The 22,731-nt window shown below is 71.0% G+C and carries 18 protein-coding genes; 12 read left to right on the forward strand and 6 right to left on the reverse strand.

All coding sequences use genetic code 11. The features are described 5' to 3' along the window. Positions 1 to 89 precede the first annotated feature (89 nt). Positions 90 to 1,034: a Ppx/GppA phosphatase family protein gene (locus GCN81_RS27800; RefSeq protein ID WP_156727335.1), complete on the reverse strand. Its 945-nt coding sequence runs from the start codon at positions 1,032 to 1,034 to the stop codon at positions 90 to 92. 71 nt (positions 1,035 to 1,105) lie between these two features. On the opposite strand from GCN81_RS27800, the gene GCN81_RS27805 reads away from it, so the two are divergent. After that, the gene (locus GCN81_RS27805; protein ID WP_197287808.1) at positions 1,106 to 1,966 is read left to right on the forward strand and encodes a hypothetical protein; all 861 of its coding nucleotides are present in this window, start codon (positions 1,106 to 1,108) and stop codon (positions 1,964 to 1,966) included. Between the two features lie 550 nt (positions 1,967 to 2,516). Here the strand turns inward: GCN81_RS27805 and GCN81_RS27810 are convergent. Further along, positions 2,517 to 4,337 (reverse strand): BACON domain-containing protein, encoded by a 1,821-nt coding sequence (locus tag GCN81_RS27810; RefSeq protein ID WP_156727336.1) that lies wholly within the window; start codon positions 4,335 to 4,337, stop codon positions 2,517 to 2,519. Between the two features lie 230 nt (positions 4,338 to 4,567). On the opposite strand from GCN81_RS27810, the gene radA reads away from it, so the two are divergent. Both radA and disA read left to right on the forward strand, forming a co-directional pair. Beyond that, the gene (gene radA, locus GCN81_RS27815) at positions 4,568 to 5,986 is read left to right on the forward strand and encodes a DNA repair protein RadA (protein WP_156727337.1); all 1,419 of its coding nucleotides are present in this window, start codon (positions 4,568 to 4,570) and stop codon (positions 5,984 to 5,986) included. A gap of 76 nt (positions 5,987 to 6,062) precedes the next feature. Further along, complete coding sequence (gene disA, locus GCN81_RS27820) at positions 6,063 to 7,187, forward strand: DNA integrity scanning diadenylate cyclase DisA (protein ID WP_156727338.1); 1,125 nt, start codon at positions 6,063 to 6,065, stop codon at positions 7,185 to 7,187. A gap of 53 nt (positions 7,188 to 7,240) precedes the next feature. Here disA and GCN81_RS27825 read toward each other — a convergent pair whose 3' ends face one another. After that, the gene (locus tag GCN81_RS27825; protein WP_156727339.1) at positions 7,241 to 8,119 is read right to left on the reverse strand and encodes a hypothetical protein; all 879 of its coding nucleotides are present in this window, start codon (positions 8,117 to 8,119) and stop codon (positions 7,241 to 7,243) included. A gap of 122 nt (positions 8,120 to 8,241) precedes the next feature. Between GCN81_RS27825 and GCN81_RS27830 the strand changes: the two genes are divergently transcribed. The 6 genes from GCN81_RS27830 to cseC all read left to right on the forward strand — a co-directional run bounded on the left by GCN81_RS27830 (position 8,242) and on the right by cseC (position 13,709). After that, the gene (locus GCN81_RS27830) at positions 8,242 to 9,027 is read left to right on the forward strand and encodes a phosphatase PAP2 family protein (RefSeq protein ID WP_156727340.1); all 786 of its coding nucleotides are present in this window, start codon (positions 8,242 to 8,244) and stop codon (positions 9,025 to 9,027) included. An 89-nt stretch (positions 9,028 to 9,116) separates the two neighbouring features. Continuing rightward, complete coding sequence (locus GCN81_RS27835; RefSeq protein WP_156727341.1) at positions 9,117 to 10,064, forward strand: HhH-GPD family protein; 948 nt, start codon at positions 9,117 to 9,119, stop codon at positions 10,062 to 10,064. A gap of 281 nt (positions 10,065 to 10,345) precedes the next feature. After that, the gene (locus GCN81_RS27840; RefSeq protein WP_156727342.1) at positions 10,346 to 10,891 is read left to right on the forward strand and encodes a SigE family RNA polymerase sigma factor; all 546 of its coding nucleotides are present in this window, start codon (positions 10,346 to 10,348) and stop codon (positions 10,889 to 10,891) included. After that, entirely contained in the window at positions 10,879 to 11,562 is a 684-nt protein-coding gene (locus GCN81_RS27845) for a hypothetical protein (RefSeq protein WP_407698027.1), read from the forward strand. The genes GCN81_RS27840 and GCN81_RS27845 overlap by 13 nt, the downstream gene beginning before the upstream one ends. Positions 11,563 to 11,580: 18 nt before the next feature. After that, positions 11,581 to 12,297 (forward strand): two-component system response regulator CseB, encoded by a 717-nt coding sequence (gene cseB, locus GCN81_RS27850; protein ID WP_156727344.1) that lies wholly within the window; start codon positions 11,581 to 11,583, stop codon positions 12,295 to 12,297. Beyond that, the gene (gene cseC, locus GCN81_RS27855; RefSeq protein WP_156727345.1) at positions 12,294 to 13,709 is read left to right on the forward strand and encodes a two-component system sensor histidine kinase CseC; all 1,416 of its coding nucleotides are present in this window, start codon (positions 12,294 to 12,296) and stop codon (positions 13,707 to 13,709) included. The genes cseB and cseC overlap by 4 nt, the downstream gene beginning before the upstream one ends. Before the next feature lie 39 nt (positions 13,710 to 13,748). Here the strand turns inward: cseC and GCN81_RS27860 are convergent, their stop codons facing one another. Beyond that, positions 13,749 to 14,456, reverse strand: coding sequence for a M23 family metallopeptidase (locus GCN81_RS27860; protein ID WP_156727346.1), 708 nt, complete (start codon positions 14,454 to 14,456; stop codon positions 13,749 to 13,751). Positions 14,457 to 14,976: 520 nt separating this feature from the next. On the opposite strand from GCN81_RS27860, the gene GCN81_RS27865 reads away from it, so the two are divergent. Next, positions 14,977 to 18,141 (forward strand): NACHT domain-containing protein, encoded by a 3,165-nt coding sequence (locus tag GCN81_RS27865; protein WP_156727347.1) that lies wholly within the window; start codon positions 14,977 to 14,979, stop codon positions 18,139 to 18,141. Positions 18,142 to 18,222: 81 nt separating this feature from the next. After that, positions 18,223 to 18,696 carry a carboxymuconolactone decarboxylase family protein gene (locus GCN81_RS27870; protein WP_156727348.1) on the forward strand — a complete coding sequence of 158 codons (474 nt, stop codon included), beginning with the start codon at positions 18,223 to 18,225 and terminating at the stop codon, positions 18,694 to 18,696. Between the two features lie 103 nt (positions 18,697 to 18,799). Here the strand turns inward: GCN81_RS27870 and GCN81_RS27875 are convergent, their stop codons facing one another. Continuing rightward, positions 18,800 to 21,325, reverse strand: coding sequence for an ATP-dependent Clp protease ATP-binding subunit (locus GCN81_RS27875; protein WP_156727349.1), 2,526 nt, complete (start codon positions 21,323 to 21,325; stop codon positions 18,800 to 18,802). 430 nt (positions 21,326 to 21,755) lie between these two features. Here GCN81_RS27875 and GCN81_RS27880 point away from each other — a divergent pair, with 430 nt between their 5' ends. Beyond that, complete coding sequence (locus GCN81_RS27880) at positions 21,756 to 22,376, forward strand: SCO3374 family protein (RefSeq protein WP_156727350.1); 621 nt, start codon at positions 21,756 to 21,758, stop codon at positions 22,374 to 22,376. Here the strand turns inward: GCN81_RS27880 and GCN81_RS27885 are convergent. Beyond that, entirely contained in the window at positions 22,355 to 22,690 is a 336-nt protein-coding gene (locus GCN81_RS27885) for a histone-like nucleoid-structuring protein Lsr2 (protein WP_156727351.1), read from the reverse strand. The two genes, GCN81_RS27880 and GCN81_RS27885, sit on opposite strands and share 22 nt — an antisense overlap. Between the last annotated feature and the right edge of the window lie 41 nt (positions 22,691 to 22,731).

Below are 22,731 nucleotides of genomic sequence, written 5' to 3' on the forward strand. Positions count from 1 at the left end.
CGATGCTCGGCGCGGTGGTGCCACGGTGGTGCCGTGGTGGTCGGCCAGCGCCGTGGTGGTTGCCGCGGTGGTCGCCCAGTGCCGTGGTGTCAGAGCGTGGGCAGATCTTCCGGCATGTGGTCCAGGCGGCGCAGGATGACGCCCTCGCGCAGGGCCCAGGGGCAGACCTCCAGCGTCTCGACGCCGAACAGGTCCATCGCGCCCTCGGCGACCAGCGCCCCGGCGAGCAGCTGGCCCGCCCGTCCCTCGGAGACGCCGGGCAGCTCGCCGCGCTCGCGCTCGGTCATCGCGGCCAGCCGGGGCACCCAGTCCTCCAGGGACCTGCGCTTGAGCTCCCGCTGTACGTAGAGCCCGTCGGCCGAGCGTGCGGCACCCGCGAGGCGGGCGAGCTGCTTGAACGTCTTCGAGGTCGCCACGACGTGGTCGGGCTTGCCGAAGCGGCTGAACTCGCCGACCGTACGGGCGATCTGGGCGCGTACATGGCGGCGCAGCACCTTGACGTCGTGCGGGTCGGGCGGGTCGCCCGGCAGCCAGGCGGCGGTGAGCCGTCCCGCGCCCAGCGGGAGGGACACCGCGGCGTCCGGCTCCTCGTCGATGCCGTACGCGACCTCCAGCGAGCCGCCGCCGATGTCGAGCACGAGGAGTCGCCCGGCCGACCAGCCGAACCAGCGGCGGGCGGCGAGGAAGGTGAGTCTGGCCTCCTCCTCACCGCTCAGGACCTGGAGGTCGACGCCGGTCTCGGCCTTGACGCGGGACAGTACGGCGTCGGCGTTGACCGCCTCGCGGACCGCGGAGGTCGCGAAGGGCAGGACGTCCTCGCAGCCCTTGTCCTCGGCCGCCTGTAGGGCGTCCTGGACGGTGGCGATCAGCTGGTCGACGCCGTCCGGGCCGATCGCTCCGCCGCTGTCGAGGAGTTGCGCGAGCCGCAGCTCCGCCTTGTGCGAGTGCGCGGGGAGCGGGCGCGCGCCGGGGTGTGCGTCCACCACCAACAGATGCACCGTGTTCGATCCCACGTCGAGGACACCGAGTCTCATAGGGAAAACGCTACTGCCCGTTCAGTGGTCGGCGGTCCACACGACCTCCAACGCCCGCATACCCTTGCTGTGTGGCCAAGACGAAAAAGGCGAAGACCGACAAATCCTCCAAGTCGAAGAACGGGGCGAAGAAGGGCGCGGTGGCGGCTGTGCCCGTGGCCTCGGACTCGGCCCCGGACGAACAGGGGCTGGACTTCGCCCGGGCTTGGGTCGAGTTCCCCGACCCGGCCGACGACGAGCAGATCTTCCGCTGCGACCTGACCTGGCTGACGTCCCGCTGGCACTGCGTCTTCGGTAGCGGCTGCCAGGGCATCCAGGCCGGACGCGCGGACGACGGCTGCTGCACGCTCGGCGCGCACTTCTCGGACGAGGAGGACGAGCAGCGGGTGGCGGGCCATGTGGCGAGGCTCACGCCGGACATCTGGCAGCACCACCCCGTCGGTACGGAGAGCGGCTGGACTCAGGAGGACGAGGACGGCGACCGGCAGACCCGCCGCTACAACGGCTCCTGCATCTTCCAGAACCGCCCCGGCTTCGCGGGGGGTGCGGGCTGTTCGCTGCACATTCTGGCGCTGCGCGAGGGGCGGGAGCCGCTGGAGACGAAGCCGGACGTGTGCTGGCAGCTGCCGGTGCGGCGTACGTACGAGTGGATCGACCGGCCGGACGACACCCGGGTGCTTCAGGTGTCGATCGGCGAGTACGACCGGCGGGGCTGGGGCCCTGGCGGGCATGACCTGCACTGGTGGTGCACCTCGGCGACGTCGGCGCATGGCGCGGGTGAGCCGGTGTACGTCTCGTACCGGCCGGAGCTGACGGAGATGATGGGCAAGGCGGCGTACGACCGCCTCGCGGAACTCTGCGAAGCCCGCCTGGCGTCTCGGCTCCCTTTGCTGGCCCCGCACCCGGCGGACCCGGGCCCTCCGGACGCCTGACGCGTCTGCTGGCTGGGTCGTCGGACTTGTGCGGGCCCGCTGTGGCTGGGCGCGCAGTTCCCCGCGCCCCTGAGCGGCCCGAGCGCCGCCGCGACGGCAGGGGTGCGCTGGGTTCCCGCCCGACCGTCGGACATCTGCGGGACCGCCGTGGCCACCGTCGCGCAGTTCCCCGCGCCCCTGAGGGGCCCAACCGCCGCCGCGGCGGCGGGCTGCGCTGGGGTCACCAGCCCGGCGGTTGAACGTGTGCGGGTCCGCGGTGGTCGGTCGCGCAGTTCCCCGCGCCCCTGGGGGGGTCCGAGCACCGCCTCGACGGCGGGGGTGCGCTGGAGTTCGGCCCGGCCGTCGGACATCTGCGGGTCCGCCGTGGTCGGTCGCGCAGTTCCCCGCGCCCCTGGTGGGCCCGAGCGGTCGCCGCAGCGGCGAGCTGCGCCGGGGGTTCCAGACCGGCTCTCGGGCATCTGCGGGACCGTCGTGGCTGGGCGCGCAGTTCCCCGCGCCCCTGGTGGGCCGAGCACCGCCGCGGCGGCGGGGGTGCGTCTGGCGAAACGGTTCACTCCGTGGGGGCGGGGCTCGTGTCGTCGTCGTTTGGTGGTGTCGACGGTGAAGGGTCGGGGGCGGGGGCCCGGTCGGATGGAGTCGGCGTCGGGGTCGGGGTCGGGGTCGGGTCGGGGGGCGATGGTGTGGGCGTGGGGGTGGGGGTTGGCTCGGGGGTGGAGGGGGGTGGGGTGGGGTCCGTGGGTGTGGGTGTGGGCGAAGGGGGTGGGCTTGATGGGGCCGGGTTGGACGGGCCCGGGGGCGACGGGGGTAGGCCGTAGCCGTCGATCACTACCGTCGAGCCTCCCGGGTTCACTGAGATGCGTGCGCGCCAGTGGCCCGTGGGCTGGCGACGCTCGTCGACGTTCACGCGGATCGTGGCGGTTTCGCCCGGCCGGAGTGTCCCGGATGTCTGGCTCAGCGAGAGCCAGGACGCCCCCGTGCCCGCCGACCAGGGCACCGGCTCACCGCCCGAAGCCGTGAGGGTGATCAGCGTCGTGGTGCCGCTCGGCTGCGCGTCGACCGTGAGCCGCCCAGGGCCCACCCCCTCCGTCGCGCGCCCGCGCCCCGCGCCCGAACTGATCACCTCGACCGAGACATCCGGCGAGCGGCCGCCCGCGGTGAAGCGGGAGCCTGGCTCGGTCCTGGCGTTGCCCGCGTTCTCGTACGCGTCCCGCGCCCGCTCGCCGCTGAGCCCGTCCGGCCTGTCCGCCTCGCGCGCCGAGATCGGGTGGCCGTCCTGGCCCTCACCGGTGACCGGCGCTCCCCGGTACGCCGCCCACAGCGCGAGCACCGGCGCGGCCACCACCGTCGCCACGACGGTCGTCGTCACGGCACGCGCGCGTAGCCGGTCGCGCCGCGCTGCACGGTCCTTGGGGTCCATCGGGAATCCACGCCCGTCAAAGCGCGGCCCCGCACCACGCGCGCGTGAACGCGAGCGCGAGCGCGGCGGATGGGCCATGGCCAGCCATACGGCGGCCCGTGGCGCCTGGAGCACCGGCAGCTCCACCGGAGTGATCGCGGTGCCGGGCCAGGCCGCCGGTCCCGCGCGCTCGGCGGTGCGGCGACAGCGCGGGCAGTCGTCCACATGCCGTACGAGCTCCAAGCGCAGGGCGGTGCCCAGCAGCACCTGGTGGTCGCCGGTGAGCCGGGCGACGATCGGACAGGTGCCGGTCTCGACAACCGCGAGCGCGGCCCGGGTGCGCTCCACCTCGCACGCCGCCGCGGCCAGCAGCTCACGGGCCGCCGCGAGCTCCAAGCCGAGTACGGCGGCGACCTCACCGGGCGCGAGCTGGTGGCGTACGGCCAGCTCCAGGGCCTCGCGCTGCTCGGGCGTGGTCCCGGCGGCTTCCGGCCAGGCGAGCAGGGCCAGGTCGCTCCTGCGGCGATGGACCGTGTCCGTGTCGGTGTCCGTGTCGGTGTCCGTGTCGATGTCCGTGACGGTGCCGGTGCCGGTGTCTGTGCCGACGTCTTGGGAGCCTTGGGAGGTGGAGGTGCCGTCCGTGGCCCCCGCCGCATGCGCCCCCTGCCGTCGGCGTCTCGCCTCCGCCAGCTCCCGCAGGCACGTCCAGCGGGCCAGCGCGTAAAGCCAGGCCCTGCGCTCGCCCTCGTCCTCGGGGGCGCGCGCCAACCGGCGTTCCGCGAGCGCGAGGACATCGCCGAGCGCCTCGGTCGCGGAGTCGTGATCGCAGAGCACGGACAGGCAATAAGTGAACAGCCCGTCCAGATAGGGCTCATAGCGCTCAGGGGGCGCCTGCGACGCCGACTGGGGCGCACGGCGATGCGCCCCGCGTGCGCCGGTGCTGGGTGTGGGGTGCTCCGGGCTGGTGGTCGTCACCTGTGCGACCGTAGGCGGCCATAGCGGGGCGGACCCGGCCCCACGGGACCTTTAATCCTTACGGGTGAACAGGCGCCTCAGGTCGGGACAGGAACCTTTCTGTAAGACTGGCATCAAATCGGTGCCGGAGACCGGTCTACGGCCGGTGGACGACGGGTGGAGACCGTGCGGGACCGGTGCCAGCGCCCGTGGTGGGCCCCGCTGTCAGTGGGTGCGGCTACGGTTCCCGCATGGCTGCTCGTACGAAATCCGGCAACGTCGGGAAGCAACGCCCGTCCTATCGCTGCACCGAGTGCGGCTGGCAGACGGCCAAGTGGCTCGGCCGCTGCCCCGAGTGCCAGGCCTGGGGCACCGTCGAGGAGTACGGCGCGCCCGCCGTCCGTACCACCGCGCCCGGCCGGGTCAGCAGCTCCGCGCTGCCCATCGGCCAGGTCGACGGCCGCCAGGCCACCGCACGCTCCACCGGTGTCGACGAACTGGACCGGGTGCTCGGCGGCGGCCTGGTCCCCGGCGCCGTGGTGCTGCTCGCGGGCGAGCCGGGCGTCGGCAAGTCCACGCTGCTGCTGGACGTCGCGGCCAAGGCGGCGAGCGACGAGCACCGCACGCTGTACGTCACGGGCGAGGAGTCCGCGAGCCAGGTCAGGATGCGCGCCGACCGGATCAGCGCCATCGACGATCATCTCTACCTCGCCGCCGAGACCGACCTCGCCGCGGTGCTCGGCCACCTGGACCAGGTCAAGCCGTCCCTGCTCGTCCTGGACTCCGTACAGACCGTGGCCTCGCCCGAGATCGACGGCGCGCCCGGCGGCATGGCGCAGGTCCGCGAGGTCGCGGGTGCGCTGATCCGCGCCTCCAAGGAGCGCGGCATGTCCACCCTCCTGGTCGGCCATGTCACCAAGGACGGCGCGATCGCCGGACCGCGCCTGCTGGAGCACCTGGTCGACGTCGTCCTGTCCTTCGAGGGCGACCGGCACGCGCGACTGCGGCTCGTCCGCGGGGTCAAGAACCGCTACGGAGCCACCGACGAGGTCGGCTGCTTCGAGCTGCACGACGAAGGGATCACCGGCCTCGCCGACCCCTCGGGGCTCTTCCTGACCCGGCGCGCCGAGCCTGTCCCCGGCACCTGCCTGACCGTCACCCTGGAGGGCCGCCGCCCCCTGGTCGCCGAGGTGCAGGCGCTCACGGTCGACTCGCAGATCCCCTCACCCCGGCGTACCACCTCCGGCCTGGAGACCTCCCGGGTCTCGATGATGCTGGCCGTCCTGGAGCAGCGCGGCCGGATCAGCGCGCTCGGCAAGCGCGATATCTACAGCGCGACGGTCGGCGGAGTGAAGCTCTCCGAGCCCGCGGCGGACCTCGCCATCGCCCTCGCGCTGGCCAGCGCCGCCAGCGACACCCCGCTACCCAAGAACCTCGTCGCGATCGGCGAGGTGGGCCTCGCGGGCGAGGTCAGACGGGTCACCGGGGTCCAGCGACGGCTGTCCGAAGCACACCGGCTGGGCTTCACCCACGCCCTGGTTCCGAGCGATCCGGGGAAGGTGCCACCGGGCATGAAGGTCATCGAAGTCGCCGACATAGGAGACGCGCTCCGGGTGCTGCCCAAGAGCCGTCGTGCGGAGGCACCCCGGGAGGTCGATAACCGCCGGTAGACTTTGCCCCGGTCTCGCCCATCCGTACGAGGTCCGGGCGCCAAGGCCCGAGCCAAGTCGCGACCGGAGGAGTGCAGTGGCAGCCAACGACCGGGCGACAGCTCCCGGCAAGCTGGGCGTGAGCGCCAGTACCGACCGGCTGATGCGCGCCTCACTGAGCGCGGTCGCGCCCGGTACGGGACTGCGTGACGGCCTGGAGCGCATCCTGAGGGGCAACACCGGCGGTCTCATCGTCCTGGGCTGGGACAAGACCGTCGAGTCGATGTGCACCGGCGGCTTCGTGCTGGATGTCGAGTTCACCGCGACCCGGCTGCGGGAGCTCTGCAAGCTGGACGGCGGCATCATCGTCGACAAGGACATCACCAAGATCCTGCGAGCCGGGGTCCAGCTCGTCCCGGACCCGAAGATCCCGACCGAGGAGACCGGCACCCGGCACCGCACCGCGGACCGGGTCAGCAAGCAGGTCGGCTTCCCCGTCGTCTCCGTGTCCCAGTCCATGCGGCTGATCGCGCTGTACGTCGACGGGCAGCGACGGGTCCTGGAGGACTCGGCCGCGATCCTGTCCCGGGCCAACCAGGCACTGGCGACGCTCGAGCGGTACAAGCTGCGCCTCGACGAGGTGGCGGGCACGCTGTCCGCGCTGGAGATCGAGGACCTGGTCACCGTGCGGGACGTCACCGCCGTGGCGCAGCGCCTGGAGATGGTCCGCCGGATCGCCACCGAGATCGCCGAGTACGTGGTCGAGCTGGGCACCGACGGGCGTCTGCTCGCCCTCCAGCTGGACGAGTTGATCGCGGGCGTCGAGCCCGAGCGCTCGCTGGTCGTACGGGACTACGTACCCGAGCCGACCGCGAAGCGGTCCCGTACGGTCGACGAGGCGCTCGCCGAACTGAACGCGCTCTCCCACACCGAGCTGCTCGAACTGCCCATCGTGGCCCGCGCGCTGGGCTACACCGGGTCGCCCGAGACGCTCGACTCGGCGGTGTCGCCGCGCGGCTACCGGCTGCTGGCGAAGGTGCCGCGACTGCCGGGTGCGATCATCGACCGGCTGGTGGAGCACTTCGGCGGGCTACAGAAGCTGCTCGCCGCGAGCGTGGACGATCTCCAGACCGTGGACGGGGTCGGGGAGGCGCGGGCGCGGTCGGTGCGGGAGGGACTGTCGCGGCTCGCGGAGTCGTCGATCCTGGAGCGGTACGTCTAGGGCGAAGCGGCGGGAGTTGGTTCTCCTGCCGCCCCGCCGCCCCGCCGCGCTGATCAGGACTTGGTCAGTTCGAACGAGGCGAAGGCCTTCGGGAGGCCGGACGCCTCGGCCTCGACCAGGTAGCGGCCCGGCTTCGCTGAGCCCGGGCGGGGCGTCGCGCACTCCGGTGCGCTCGGCTTGCGGTCCCACTCCACGGTGTGGGTGATCCGGCCCTCGCCCGGCAACCGCAACAGCAGACTGCCGGGGCCGCTCGGGCAGTCGTCGGACGACCAGAGCGGGTCGTCGTCCTCCACCGGCGTGATCGACAACACCGCCTGCTTCGGGCCGAGGTCGACCTTGCAGTCCTTGCCCGACGTGGACTCCGCGATGAGTTCGAACTTCGGCTTCTCGCCGGACTCGTACTTCTTCTTGACGCTCTTCACCGTCAACTTGACGCCGCTCGAGGTGCAGTTGGGCAGCGCGGACCCGGCGGGCACCCGCTCCCCCGCACCGCCGCCCGAACCCGAACCGGAGCCCGCGGCTCCACCAGCGCCAGCGCCGCCACCAGCGCCAGCGCCGCCACCAGCGCCGCCGGTGTCGCCGCCCTTGGCGTCGTCCCCGTCGGAGCCCGTACCGCCGCTGCCAGAGCCGCCTCCCGAGCCCGAACCACCGTCGCCGTCACCGCCGTCGCCGGGTTCATCGCTCGACTCGTCCCGGCCGCCCGGCCGTTCAGTGATCGGCGTGCCAGAGCCGGAGGGGCCAGGGGTGATCGACGGGGTGGGGCCACCCTTGTCATTGGCGCCGTTCGCGCCCGTACTGCCGCTGCCGCCAAGCGAGCTGACGATCCATGCGATCAGCAGCAACAGCGCCGCGGCCATGGACAGCAGAACAGCCCTCCGTCGCCAGTAGATGGAGGAGGGAAGCGGCCCGATCGGATTGCGCAGAGATCCCACGGCGCAAACTGTACGAGAGATCGGCGCCAACTCCCTCCCCACCCGCCGCCTGGCGCCACAACTTTTCGCAGATCATCATCCCGGTTCACGTTTGGTCCACTCCGTCGTTGACCATGTAGGGCATGGACCCGAACACTCCAGTGGACACCTCAGACCTCTATCGAGACATTCTCGACTTCGCGCACACCACCCCCGAGTGGTTTCAAGTGTTCAGCGAGGTCGGGACGGATGCCGGTCTGCTGATCTTCGGCGCGCTCTTCGTCGTGGTGTGGTGGCGCGCCCGCCGTGACGACCCGCGCGCCCTCGCCGTCGCGGTGCTGGCGCCGCTCGCCACGGCGGTCGCCTACGTGTGCAGCGAGGTACTGAAGTCGCTGATCCAGGAGGAACGCCCCTGCCGGGCCGTGTTGGAAGTCGTGGGCCCGCTGGCGGAGTGCCCCCCGTACGGCGACTGGTCCTTCCCCAGCAACCACGCCACCATCGCGGGCGCCTGTGGGGTGTCGCTGGCGCTGGTCTGGCGCGGGATCGCCTGGCTGACGCTGCCGTTGGCGGTGGTGATGGCCTTCTCGCGGGTGTTCGTGGGCGTCCACTATCCGCATGACGTCGCCGCCGGTCTGGTACTCGGCACGCTGGTGGTCTACCTGGTCCTACGGCTGGCCGCGCGGCCCGTGTCCCGGGTGACGGAGACGATGCGGGGGTCGTCGGCGGGTGCGGTGCGCTGGTTCGCGGGGCCGGGGGGGGCCACCGCCGCGCCGATGCCCGCGCCCGCGCCCGCCCCGGCACAACGGCCGTACGGGTCCCAGGAGACGTACGGGTCCTACGGGTCGCACCAGTCACACCAGCCGCACCAGCCGCACCAGCCCACCGACCCGAACGCCACCGCCCCCCACCACAGCGCACACCGGCGCTGACCCAGCGCGACCGCACCCCGACGCACCGCGCCGCCCGCACCCCTCATTGGGCCATTCGCGGGCGGCCCCGTGGGAGGATCGCCCTTGCCATGACTGCGACCGCACTCACTCCCGAACCCGAGCCAGCCGCCGCCCACCCCACGGCCTCCCACGCCACCGACTCGCACACCGCCCTGCACACCCCCGTCATCGCGTGGTTCGCGCAGAACGCCCGTGACCTGCCCTGGCGCCGCCCCGACGCGGGCCCCTGGGCCGTACTGGTCAGCGAGTTCATGCTGCAGCAGACCCCGGTCAGCCGGGTGCTGCCGGTGTACGAGCAATGGCTGGCCCGCTGGCCGCGCCCCGCCGACCTGGCCAAGGAGCCCCCGGGCGAGGCCGTACGCGCCTGGGGCCGACTCGGCTACCCGCGCCGCGCGCTGCGACTGCACGGCGCGGCGACGGCGATAACCGAACGGCACGGCGGCGACGTACCCACGCAGCACGCGCAGCTGCTCGCGCTGCCCGGGATCGGCGAGTACACGGCGGCGGCCGTCGCCTCGTTCGCGTACGCCCAGCGGCACGCGGTGCTCGACACCAATGTGCGCCGGGTCCTGGCCCGCGCCGTCAGCGGCCTGCGCTACCCGCCGAACGCGACCACCGCGGCCGAGCGCAAGCTGGCCAGGGCGCTGCTGCCGGACGACGAGACGACCGCCGCGCGCTGGGCGGCCGCCTCGATGGAGCTGGGCGCGCTCGTGTGCACCGCGCGAAACGAGGACTGCGCGCACTGCCCGATCGCCTCCCAGTGCGCCTGGCGGCTGGCGGGCAAGCCCGAGCACCAGGGCCCGCCACGCCGTGGCCAGAGCTACGCGGGGACCGACCGGCAGGTGCGCGGCAAGCTGCTGGCGGTGCTGCGCGAGGCCTCGGCGCCCGTACCGCAGTCCGTACTCGACCGGGTGTGGGACGAGCCGGTGCAGCGGGCCCGCGCGCTGGACGGGCTGGTCGCCGACGGCCTGGTGGAGCCGCTGCCCGGCGGGATCTACCGCCTGCCGCAGAGCTAGTGCCGAGCTGACTCCGTACTGACGCCGCGCTGGCTCCGCGCTGACGCCGCGCTGACGCCGATCCGACTCCGCGCTGACGCCGCCCCTACATCGCTCATACCGGGTCCCACCGCGCAAAAGATTCACAGGTTTTAGGCGGCTCTTACCTTTGTTACATAACCGAGGGATAGCCGTGCTCCCACCGAAGGCCTCTTCACGAAGCCTCGTTACACCCCATCCGTAGCTTCGTAGATGAGCCGGAGGACGATCCGGTTCCACGGCGTAAACGGAGGCGGTTGAAGATGGCGCACGGAGAGGTGCTCGAGTTCGAGGAGTACGTACGCACGCGGCAGGACGCCCTGCTGCGCAGTGCCCGCCGCCTCGTGCCCGATCCGGTGGACGCGCAGGATCTGCTGCAGACGGCGTTGGTGCGTACGTACCACCGCTGGGACGGCATAGCCGACAAGCGCCTCGCTGACGCCTACCTCCGCCGTGTCATGATCAACACCCGTACGGAGTGGTGGCGCGCCCGCCGCCTCGAAGAGGTCCCCACCGAGCAGCTGCCGGACGCGAGCGTGGACGACTCCACCGAGCAGCACGCGGACCGCGCCCTGCTGATGGACGTACTGAAAGTGCTGGCACCCAAGCAGCGCAGTGTCGTGGTGCTGCGACACTGGGAGCAGATGTCCACAGAAGAGACGGCCGCCGCACTGGGCATGTCGGCCGGTACGGTCAAGAGCACCCTGCACCGGGCGCTGGCCAGGCTCCGGCAGGAGCTGGAAAGCCGGGCCAGCGACGAGGTGGCCGGGCGGGTGCTCGAACGTGAGGAGCGGCGTTGCGCGGCCTAGAAGGCAGCGACCCCGAACAACGACGACGGGGTCCATGGGCGGTGGGTACGGCAGGGGCCGGGCTCACCGCCGCGGCGCTGTTCGCCGGTTCCCTGGTCGCCTGTGGCACAGGGGGCACCGGCGCGCGCGACGAGGGCCCGGCGCGCAGTGGCGACCCGGCGGCCCCGGCCTCACCACTGCCGTCCGCGTCGGACGCGGTCAAGCGGGTGGACCCGGTACAGCTGGTGATGTCCGACCCGAAGGTCAGCAAGTCCGTCAAGCGCGATCTGAAGCCCTGCAACGGCAACGGCTACCCGGTGGACGTGTCCTACGGCAACCTGACCGGAGGATCGTCGTCCGATGTCGTCGTCAACGTACTGACCTGCGCTGACGCGGTCGGCATCGGCAGCTACGTGTACCGCGAGAAGTCCACCGAGAAGTCCAGCGAGAAGTCCAAGAAGTACGAGAACGTCTTCCAGGCCGAGCAGCCCCCGGTCTACTCCGAGATCGACCAGGGTGATCTGGTGGTCAGTACCCAGGTGTACAACGAGGCGGACACGGCTCCGTACCCCTCCGCCGAGGAAGTGGTGACGTACCGGTGGCAGGGCACCCAGTTCGTCAAGCGGGACGTCATGTACAACGAGTACAGCGGTGCGGTGAGCGGCGAGAGCCCGCCGCCCGAGCAGAACTGAGAGAACAGAGAGCAGCGGATGGCTGAGCAGACCCATGTCCTGTTCGTCGAGGACGACGACGTCATCCGCGAGGCCACGCAGCTCGCCCTGGAGCGCGACGGCTTCGTGGTCACCGCCATGCCCGACGGACTGTCCGGCCTTGAGGCGTTCCGCAGCGACCAGCCGGACATCGCGCTGCTCGATGTGATGGTGCCGGGCCTGGACGGGGTGAGCCTGTGCCGCCGCATCCGGGACGAGTCCACGGTTCCGGTGATCATGCTCTCCGCGCGGGCCGACTCCATCGACGTGGTGCTGGGCCTGGAGGCCGGTGCGGATGACTACGTGACCAAGCCGTTCGACGGCGCGGTCCTGGTCGCGCGTATCCGGGCCGTGCTGCGCCGCTTCGGGCACGCGGGGGGTCCGGCCGCCGCGCAGGGGGCGGCCGACGACGGGCGGCAGCCCGCTACGGGCGCGGTGCTGAACTTCGGTGGCCTGGAGATCGACACCGAGGGCATGGAGGTACGCCGCGACGGCGCTCCGGTGGCCCTGACGCCGACCGAGATGCGGCTGCTTCTGGAGTTCTCGCACGCGCCGGGCACGGTGCTCTCGCGCGACAAGCTCCTGGAGCGGGTCTGGGACTACGGCTGGGGCGGGGACACCAGGGTCGTGGACGTCCATGTCCAGCGGCTGCGTACGAAGATCGGCCAGGACCGGATCGAGACGGTCCGCGGCTTCGGCTACAAGCTCAGAGGATGAAGCTGTCCGGCAAACTGTCCAGCCGCCTGCCCAGCAAGCTGTCCGGCGGGCTGTCCAGCAAGGGCAAGCGGCCTGGCGGGCTGTCCGCCAAGCTGCTCGACAGGCTCCCCCGAGGGCTGCGTACCGGCCTGCGCTGGAAGCTCAGTGCGGCGATCGCGCTGGTGGGGGCGCTGGTGGCGCTGGTGCTCAGCCTGGTCGTGCACAGCGCCGCGCGGGTCTCGATGCTGGACAGCTCGCGCGATGTGCAGAACGAGCGCGTCCAGTACGCCCAGCGGATCTACGAGTCGACGGGGCGTACGCAGTTCGGCTCCAAGCTGGACGACCCCGAGCTGCCCGGCGAGCTGCGGGCCAAGGCCGAGGCGGGCCGACGCGCCACCTACGTACAGGAGAACGACGAGGGCGTGCCCGACATCTGGGCCGCGACCCCGGTGAGCGGCGGGCACATCCTGTCGCTGCACACCCGGTTCACCGACCGCAGCGCCACCGTGATCGACGACCTCGACCAGGCGCTGTGGATCGGCTCCACCGCTGCCGTCTTCGGCGGCTGCGCGCTGGGGGTGCTGATCGGCGGGCATCTGTCGCGGCGGCTGCGCAGGGCCGCGGCCGCGGCGCACGAGGTCGCGCGGGGCAACAGCGACGTGCGGGTACGTGAGGCCATCGACGGGGTCGTACGCGATGAGACCGACGACCTCGCCTACGCCGTCGACGCGATGGCGGACGCGCTGAAGCAGCGGTACGAGGCGGAGCGCCGGGTCACCGCGGACATCGCGCATGAGCTGCGCACCCCCGTCACCGGGCTGCTCACGGCGGCCGAGCTGCTGCCGCCCGGGCGGCCGAGTGAGCTGGTCAAGGACCGTGCGCAGGCGATGCGGACGCTGGTCGAGGACGTACTGGAAGTGGCCCGGCTGGACGGCGCCACCGAGCGGGCCGAACTCCAGGAGATCGACCTGGGGGAGTTCGTGTCCCGGCGGATCGCGGCGCTGAATCCCGATGTGACGGTACGCGTGGTGCACGAGTGGCGGGTCAGCACCGACCCGCGCCGCCTGGAGCGCATCCTGGGCAACCTGCTGGCCAACGCCGCACGGCACGGCAAGCCGCCGATCGAGGTCAGCGTCGAGGGCCGGGTGATCCGGGTACGTGACCACGGCACCGGCTTCCCGCCTGACCTGCTCGCCGACGGGCCGAGCCGCTTCCGTACCGGCAGCAGCGACCGCGCGGGGCACGGCCATGGCCTGGGGCTGACGATCGCGGCGGGGCAGGCGCGGGTGCTGGGGGCCCGGCTCACCTTCCGCAATGTCGGCCCTGAGACCGGTGACGGGCCCGCGGAGGGCGCGGTCGCCGTGCTGTGGCTACCGGAACACGCTCCGACGAGCACCGGCAGCTTCCCGATGGTGCGGCTGCCGGGGGACTAAGGCCTAACTAAGGCCTGTCGGCCTGTGGTGCTTCAGGGGTTAGAGCGAGACGCCCACGGAGCGGAGGAAGGCGACGGGGTTGATCGACGAACCGTAGTTCGGGGTGGTGCGGATCTCGAAGTGCAGGTGCGGGCCGCTGGAGTTTCCGGTGTTGCCGGAGAGGGCGATCCGCTGGCCGGCCTTGACCTTCTGGCCGGTCGAGACGTTGATCTTCGACAGGTGGGCGTACTGCGAGTAGCGGCCGTCGCTGTGCTTGATCACCACGGCGTTGCCGTACGCGGGCCCGTCACCCGCGCCGTTCCCGCCGGACTTGACCACGGTTCCGGCGCCCACGGACTCGACCGGGGTGCCGACCGGCACCGCGAAGTCCTGTCCGGAGTGCTTGCTGGCCCACATGCTGCCGCCCTTGCCGTAGCTCGCGGTCAGCGTGTACTTGTCGACCGGGTCCGACCAGGCGGGAGCCTTCTTGGCTGCCTTGGCCTTCTTGGCAGCCGCAGCCTTCTTGGCCGCCGCTGCCTTCTTCGCAGCCGCCGCCAGCTGGTCGGCGGCCTTGAGCTGCGCCTTCGCCTGCGCCTCGATCGAGGCGGCGGCACCGGTCAGCTTCGTGCTCTTGCTCGCGCTCGTCTCGGCGGCTACCGCGACCCCGGTCCCCAGCAGCGCCGATGCTCCCAGGCTGACGGCCACGACGGTGGCCCGCGTACGGAGCAGGGACGAGAGGGGACTGTGGGAGTGGCTGCGCTTCGACATCGTGGGATGACCTCCGTGGCCGGGACAAGAAGAGACCCGGCCACGAGCACCCTTGCGGGAACCCGGAGACCGGGATGGCCATCCCTTGGTAACCCCCACCCCCACTCTCGCCCAAAACCCCCATCTACTACCCAAGCTCGTATAACACCTCCAGATTCACACCCCCTTGACACGACTAAACCTCACTCATCCCCCATACCCGACACTGTCCGAATTGGATCTCCAAAAGAGGTTTAGCCCCACTTCGCGCCCCTGCCCCGAGGCCGGTCAGCCGCCTCTCACCCTCGGCCACGCCGGGCAGGACCAAAGTCCCTTCGGTTCATCGCCAAAGGGCCCGGCCCATCCACCCACGCTCACCACTATTCCTCCTAGTAACGGACAAATCGCCTGTGCGGCATGTCACCGAGCGGCAAGATCCGCCCCCTGCCGAATGTGACGGCGGCTACTCTGACCTGGCCGGTCACCCGGCTGGCAGACCCTTGGCAGGCTCTGTCGCACGGCTTCTGGGGGGAGCAGCGCAATGGACCCGGCACTGATCGGCGTACGGCTCGCGTCGAACGCGGTGTTACCCCTGGTCAAGAAGCTCTTCGTGGCCGAAGGGGCGGGCGCGGGCCTTGTCGACAAGCCGATACGCATCTCGCGGCTGGTCTCCTTCCGCGCCGCCCTGAGCGGCGAAAAGCGCACCCTCGTAGAGGCCGACCTGCGCAAACTCTCCGCGGAGCTGGTCAAGCAGGCCGTGCGCGCGGGAGAGCGCCCCGTACCACCAGACGAGGAGCGGGCGGTCGCCGACGCGCTGGCCCACACGCTGCACACCCTCGGCGACCTGGACCTGAGCGATGTCGAGGCGGTGCAACTCGGGCACGAGGCGTTCGCGGCCTCGCTGCGCCGGGCGAGCGACCGCCCCGACCGCCACCTGTCGGCCGACGCGACGCACCTCTACGCCCGCCTCCTGGACACCGCGTGCCTGCACATCCTGCACTTCTTCACCCAGCGCTCGACGTTTGTCCCGCGCACCCTGGTCGAGCAGAGCCGCCGCCAGGGCGAGCTGGTCGCCAAGGTCGACGAGCTGATCGCCCGGACGCCCCGGCCGGACGCGCGGGACGCGGAGTTCGAGCGGCGCTATCTCGCGTACATCGCGAAGAAGCACAGCAAGCTCACGATCTACGGTCTCGACCTGGCCAACTCGCCGGGGCGGTGGCCGCTGGACGCGGCGTATCTGAGCCTGGAGGCGACGGCGCCGGGGCCACTCCAGAAGGATCTGCCCCAGCTGCTCAGCAGCCTCTCCCATCGGCGCCAGCGGTTCGACCAGTTCCTGGACGCCAAGCTCGACGGCCGCGACACCGGCGTCTTCGAGTTCACGGCTGATGAGGTGGCACAGATGCTCACCGAACCCCGCCCCGCCGACCAGGCCCTGGCCAGCCACGAGCGCGTCCTGCTGCGCGGCGAGGCCGGGTCCGGCAAAACCACCCTCGTCCAGTGGCTGGCCGTGAGCGCCACCCGCCAGGACCCCGACGACCCGATGGCGTACGTCCAAGGCCGCGTCCCGTTCGTCCTGCCGCTGCGCACCCTCACCCGGCACGGCGAGCGCCTCCCCTCCCCCAGGGACTTTCTGTCCGCCGTTGGCTGCCCGCTCGCCGGGACCCAGCCGGACGGCTGGGAGGCCCGCGTACTGGCCTCCGGGCGGGGCCTGGTCCTGGTGGACGGGATCGACGAGGTCCCCGACGCCGAGCGCGCCCGCGCCCGGATGTGGCTCAGCGATCTGATCGAGGCCTATCCCGGCAACCGCTGGCTGGTGACCTCGCGCCCCTCCGCCGTACGCGAAGACTGGCTCGCGGACGAGGACTTCGCCGAGCTGACGCTGACCGAGATGGGCCGCGGCGCCGTGACGGCGTTCATCCAGCGCTGGCACCAGGCCGCGCGCACGGGCGCGGCGGACGAGGACGCCGACCTCGCCGCGTACGAGAGTCAGCTTCTGGAAGCCGTACGCGCGAAGTCCGACCTGGGCCGCCTGGCCACCAACCCGCTGATGTGCGGCCTGATCTGCGCCCTGCACCGGGACAGACGCGGCTTCCTGCCGCACGGCCGCAAGGACCTCTACACCGCCGCACTCTCGATGCTCCTCACCCGCCGCGACCGCGAACGCGACATGCGCGTCCCGGACCTGCGGGAGGAACCCCAGATCCAGCTGCTGCAACGCCTCGCGTACTGGCTGATCCGCAACGGCCGTACGTCAATGGACCGCGCGCGGGCGGAAAGCATCATCCGCGACACGCTGCCCGCCGTCCCTGAGGTGGCCGCCCTCGGCGACACCGGGGCCGTGTACACCCACTTCCTGCACCGCAGCGGCCTGTTGCGCGAACCAGCCCCGGGGACAGTGGATTTCATTCACCGCACCTTCCAGGACTTCCTCGGCGCACGGGCCGCCGTGGAGGAGGGCGACTTCGGCGTCCTGGTCTCACACGCGGCGGACGACCAGTGGGAGGACGTCATCCGGATGGCGGTCGCCCACGCCCGCCCGCGCGAACGCGCCGAGATCTTCAGCGAGTTGCTCGCACAGGGGGACGCCGCCCCGGACAAGCGGACGCGGAGCCGCGTCTACCTGCTGGCGGCCGCCTGCCTGGAACACGCGACGGACCTGGCCGCACCCGTACGGGAAGAGGTCGAACGCCGTACGTCCACGCTCATCCCGCCGCGCGGCCTGGAGGATGCCCGGGACCTCGCGGCGATCGGTCCCATGGTGCTGGACCTGCTGCCTGGCCCGGAGGAACTGCCGCACCATGAGGACGCGCACCGTGTGGTGATCACCGCGACGGATGTGCGGGCAGAGGCCGCGATCCCGTTCCTCGCGCGGTTCGCCCGGCATGAGTCGGTCTTCGTACGCAGACAGTTGATGTGGGCCTGGGACCGCCACGAGTGCCGACCGTACGCGGAGCAGGTCATCGCCCACCTCGACGACGGCGAAACCCACTTCACCGTCGTCAAGGACGAGCAGATCGCGGAGATCACCCGGCTGGGGCTCCGCCCACGGCAGCTGGACATCCGGGCCACGGTGTCCGCCGCCGCCGCTTCCGAGTTGATCACAGCCTGCGCCCCCACACTGCTACGGCTCTCCATCCCGCCCGGGCGCCTCACGCCCGAGGCGCGGGGCGCCGCCCTGCGCGACTTGGAGGCGCTCCGTCTCAACGAGATCGCCGAGCCCTGGAGCCTGGCCGAGTTCCCCGCCGAGGCCCCGCTGCGCGACCTCGGCCTCTTCGACGCCCGCCAGACCCTGACCGACGTGGAGCACATAGGCCGCTGGCCACAGCTCGAATGGGTCATCTTCGGCCGCTCCGACGGTCCGGACTCAGCTGCGGACTGGCAGGCCCTCGCCCGCCTCCCCCACCTCACCCAGCTACACCTGTCATCCGGCAGCCTCACTCACGCGCCGCCTGGGCTGTCCTTGCCCGGCATCACCACGCTGTGGCTGAAGCACTCGGGCGACTGGACCACGGCGGCGGGCCACGTCTCCCGCCTCTTCCCCCACGTCACAGACCTGCGCGTGGACCTGCTCGCCGCCACGGAGCGCATCGACGTCGCCCCCCGGCACTTCCCTCTCCGCCGCCTCGCCCGTGTGCGTGTGTCCGGCGGGCAGACAGACGGCCTGGACGCCCTCCCCGACCACGTCGAGGTGACCCTGCTCCCCTAACCCGTGTCGCGGCCGTGTCACATTCCCGGCGACCGGTCCGTCATAGGTGTGTAGCCACCAGCAACGGCAGAGGAGCACACCATGGAAGCCCGTCTGAACGTCTTCGCCAGCCCGGTCGCAGGCAAGCTCATCAAGCACCTCGGCTCGGCAGGCAAGGTGATCGCGGACTCGGAACTACCCGCCGCCACACAGGAACTGGTGAAGATCCGCGCGAGCCAGATCAACGGCTGTGGCTTCTGCACCGACATGCACACCAAAGACGCCACCGCCGCCGGAGAGACCTCGCTGCGCCTCAACCTGATAGCGGCCTGGCGCGAGGCCACGGTCTTCACCGACGCCGAGCGCGCCGCCCTGGAACTGACCGAGCAGGGCACCCGCATCGCGGACGCGGCCGGTGGCGTCACGGACGAGGCCTGGGCGAACGCCGCCAAGCACTACGACGAGGAACAGCTCGTCGCCCTGATGTCCCTGATCGCCCTCATCAACATGTACAACCGCCTGAACGTCATCGTCCGGCAGCCCGCCGGCGACTACCAGCCCGGCCAGTTCGGGTAACAGGCAAGCCCGGGAGGCCCGGGAACAGATACGGGCGTACGAAAAGGGGCCGCCCCGGAACCGAAGTTCCGGGGCGGCCCCTTGTGCGTGCGCGGTGCGAGCGTCACACGTCCTTCGTCAGGTTCGGGCCAGAGCCGCCCGTGGCCTGCTCGATCGGCGGAACGTCCGGCAGCGGGGACTTCTCCTCGCCGCGGAAGGTGAACTTCTGCTCGGCGCCCTCGCCCTCCGTGTCGACGACCACGATGTGACCGGGGCGCAGCTCGCCGAAGAGGATCTTCTCCGAGAGGATGTCCTCGATCTCGCGCTGGATCGTGCGACGCAGCGGCCGCGCGCCCAGCACCGGGTCGTAGCCACGCTTGGCGAGGAGCGACTTGGCGGTCGAGCTGAGCTCGATGCCCATGTCGCGGTCCTTCAGGCGCTCGTCGACCTTGGCGATCATGAGGTCGACGATCTGGATGATGTCTTCCTCGGTGAGCTGGTGGAAGACCACGGTGTCGTCGACGCGGTTGAGGAACTCGGGGCGGAAGTGCTGCTTGAGCTCTTCGTTGACCTTGTTCTTCATGCGCTCGTAGTTGGTCTTCACATCCCCCTGGGCGGCGAAGCCCAGGTTGAAGCCCTTGGAGATGTCCCGCGTGCCGAGGTTGGTCGTCATGATGATGACCGTGTTCTTGAAGTCCACGACGCGGCCCTGGGAGTCGGTCAGTCGACCGTCCTCAAGGATCTGCAGGAGCGAGTTGAAGATATCCGCGTGGGCCTTTTCGACCTCGTCGAAAAGCACGACCGAGAACGGCTTGCGGCGCACCTTCTCGGTGAGCTGGCCGCCCTCTTCGTACCCGACGTAGCCGGGAGGCGAGCCGAAGAGCCGCGAGACGGTGTGCTTCTCGCTGAACTCCGACATGTCGAGGGAGATCATCGCGTCCTCGTCCCCGAAGAGGAACTCGGCGAGGGTCTTCGACAGCTCCGTCTTACCGACACCGGACGGACCGGCGAAGATGAAGGAGCCACCGGGACGCTTGGGGTCCTTGAGGCCAGCGCGGGTGCGGCGGATCGCCTGCGAGAGCGCCTTGATGGCGTCTTCCTGGCCGATGACGCGCTTGTGGAGTTCGTCCTCCATGCGGAGCAGGCGGCTGGACTCCTCCTCGGTCAGCTTGAAGACCGGGATGCCCGTCGCCGTGGCGAGGACCTCGGCGATGAGCTCGCCGTCGACCTCGGCGACAACGTCCATGTCGCCGGCCTTCCATTCCTTCTCGCGCTTGGCCTTGGCGGCCAGGAGCTGCTTCTCCTTGTCGCGGAGGGAAGCGGCCTTCTCGAAGTCCTGGGAGTCGATGGCCGACTCTTTGTCGCGACGGACTCCGGCGATCTTCTCGTCGAACTCGCGGAGGTCCGGCGGCGCGGTCATCCGGCGGATACGCATCCGGGAGCCGGCCTCGTCGATCAGGTCGATCGCCTTGTCCGGGAGGAAGCGGTCCGAGATGTACCGGTCGGCCAGCGTGGCGGCCTGTACGAGGGCCTCGTCCGTGATGGAGACGCGGTGGTGGGCCTCGTAGCGGTCGCGCAGACCCTTGAGGATCTCGATGGTGTGCGGCAGCGACGGCTCGGCGACCTGGATGGGCTGGAAGCGGCGCTCCAGCGCGGCGTCCTTCTCCAGGTACTTGCGGTACTCGTCGAGCGTGGTGGCGCCGATGGTCTGGAGCTCACCACGGGCGAGCATCGGCTTCAGGATCGAGGCGGCGTCGATCGCGCCCTCGGCGGCGCCCGCACCCACCAGGGTGTGGAGCTCGTCGATGAACAGGATGATGTCGCCGCGGGTGCGGATCTCCTTGAGGACCTTCTTCAGGCGCTCTTCGAAGTCACCGCGGTACCGGGAGCCGGCGACCAGGGCGCCGAGGTCCAGGGTGTAGAGGTGCTTGTCCTTGAGGGTCTCGGGCACCTCGCCCTTGACGATGGCCTGGGCGAGGCCCTCGACGACGGCGGTCTTACCGACGCCGGGCTCACCGATCAGGACCGGGTTGTTCTTGGTGCGGCGGGACAGCACCTGCATGACCCGCTCGATCTCCTTCTCGCGCCCGATGACCGGGTCGAGCTTGGATTCACGAGCGGCCTGGGTGAGGTTCCGGCCGAACTGGTCCAGGACGAGAGAGGTCGAGGGCGTGCCCTCGGCCGGGCCACCTGCGGCGGCGGTCTCCTTGCCCTGGTAACCGGAGAGCAGCTGGATGACCTGCTGCCGTACCCGGTTGAGGTCTGCGCCCAGCTTGACCAGGACTTGGGCTGCGACGCCCTCGCCCTCGCGGATCAGGCCGAGCAGAATGTGCTCCGTGCCGATGTAGTTGTGGCCCAGCTGAAGGGCCTCCCGGAGCGACAGCTCCAGGACCTTCTTGGCACGGGGGGTGAAGGGGATGTGACCGGACGGGGCCTGCTGCCCCTGGCCGATGATCTCCTCCACCTGCTGGCGGACCGCCTCGAGCGAAATCCCGAGGCTCTCCAGGGCCTTAGCGGCGACACCCTCACCCTCGTGGATCAGGCCCAGGAGGATGTGCTCGGTGCCGATGTAGTTGTGGTTGAGCATCCGGGCTTCTTCCTGAGCCAGGACGACAACCCGCCGCGCGCGGTCGGTGAACCTCTCGAACATCGTTAATCGCTCCTCAGAGCGGTCAGGCAGTAAGGGGTCGGTCCCCTCCCTGTCCTTCCGCAGCTTAGTCCCGCAAGCGGGGACCGCTCATTCCAACTGCCGACACCCGTCCATGGCCTCCTGACCCCGAACGCCGACAACTACTCCAACCCCATGGTCCGAGACGATGTTCCCGCAGGCCAGGCAGATACCCTCTTCGCCAGTACGCCGATGGCGAACGTGAGACGGCCAGGCCAGCGTGTCGCCCCTCCCCACTAGGAATGTCTTACCCGTTCCGACGGACACTCCATGCGGCGCACCCCGGTTCCCTCCGCTACGGGCGAACAGGCTTGCGCCCTCGAACGCGCCCGTACGCCCCCATAGCGGACACCCTGTGCGTCCGTCACGGAACTAAGCGTAACCATGGTGGCTTTCGGGAGTTGCTCCAGACATGGCCCACACCCCGCCCGCTTCCGTACCCGCTCCCCGCGGCCCGTTCCCCGTGCGCGACCCGGTGCGGCAGTGGTACGAGACCCAGCTGGGCTGGGCGACGGCGCCAGGGCCGCCCGTACAACTGCTGACGGGCCTACGGTTCGACGTCCTCCAGATGCCCGCCGAGGCCGGGTTCGCCGTGCTCCGGCGGCTCGGGGGCGCGCCGCCCGCGGGCCCGGTCGCCCTGGCGCGGCAGGGCGACGTGATGCGGTGGCTGGTCGCGGCGGGAAGCGCGGACGAGCTGCCGGGGCTGCTCGCCTGGCTGGAGTGGGGTTCGCTGGCGCTTGACCTGACCGCCATCGGCGCGGGCGGCCAGATCACGGCGCCAGCGCCCCCTGGAGGGCCTGTGCCGGTGCCTGGCTCGCGGGAGACCGCCAGGTGGGTGCGGCCCCCCGAGCCGGGGTGCGAGGTGGAGCCGACGCTGCCGGCTTTCACCGGGTTCGGACCGCGCACGGACGCGGGCGGGGGCGCCTGCGGCTCCGCGCGCACCGATTTCGTACGCCTCGTGGAAACGGCGGCGACGCAGTGCCACCGCGTCCGGCTGTCGCGCGGCTGCGCTCAGGCGTTGGCCTTCTCGTAGGCCTCGCGGATGGAGGCGGGAACGCGGCCGCGGTCGTTGACCTCGTAGCCGTTCTCCTTCGCCCAGGCGCGGATCTGCGCGGTGTTCTCGCTGCCACCAGCGGCCGCGCGCGCCTTGCCACGGCCACCCGAGGCACGGCCTCCGGTGCGCCGGCCACCCTTGACGTAGGGCTCGAGCTGCCCGCGCAGCTTCTCCGCGTTGGCGGTGGTGAGGTCAATCTCGTACGTCTTACCGTCCAACGCAAACGTCACGGTCTCGTCTGCCTCGCCGCCGTCGAGGTCATCGACAAGAAGGACCTGAACCTTCTGTGCCACGGGATTTCCCTTCATCGATAACTTCAGAGACCGGTGTCAAC

The sequence above is a fragment of the Streptomyces apocyni genome, from assembly GCF_009739465.1.
Classification (GTDB): domain Bacteria; phylum Actinomycetota; class Actinomycetes; order Streptomycetales; family Streptomycetaceae; genus Streptomyces; species Streptomyces apocyni.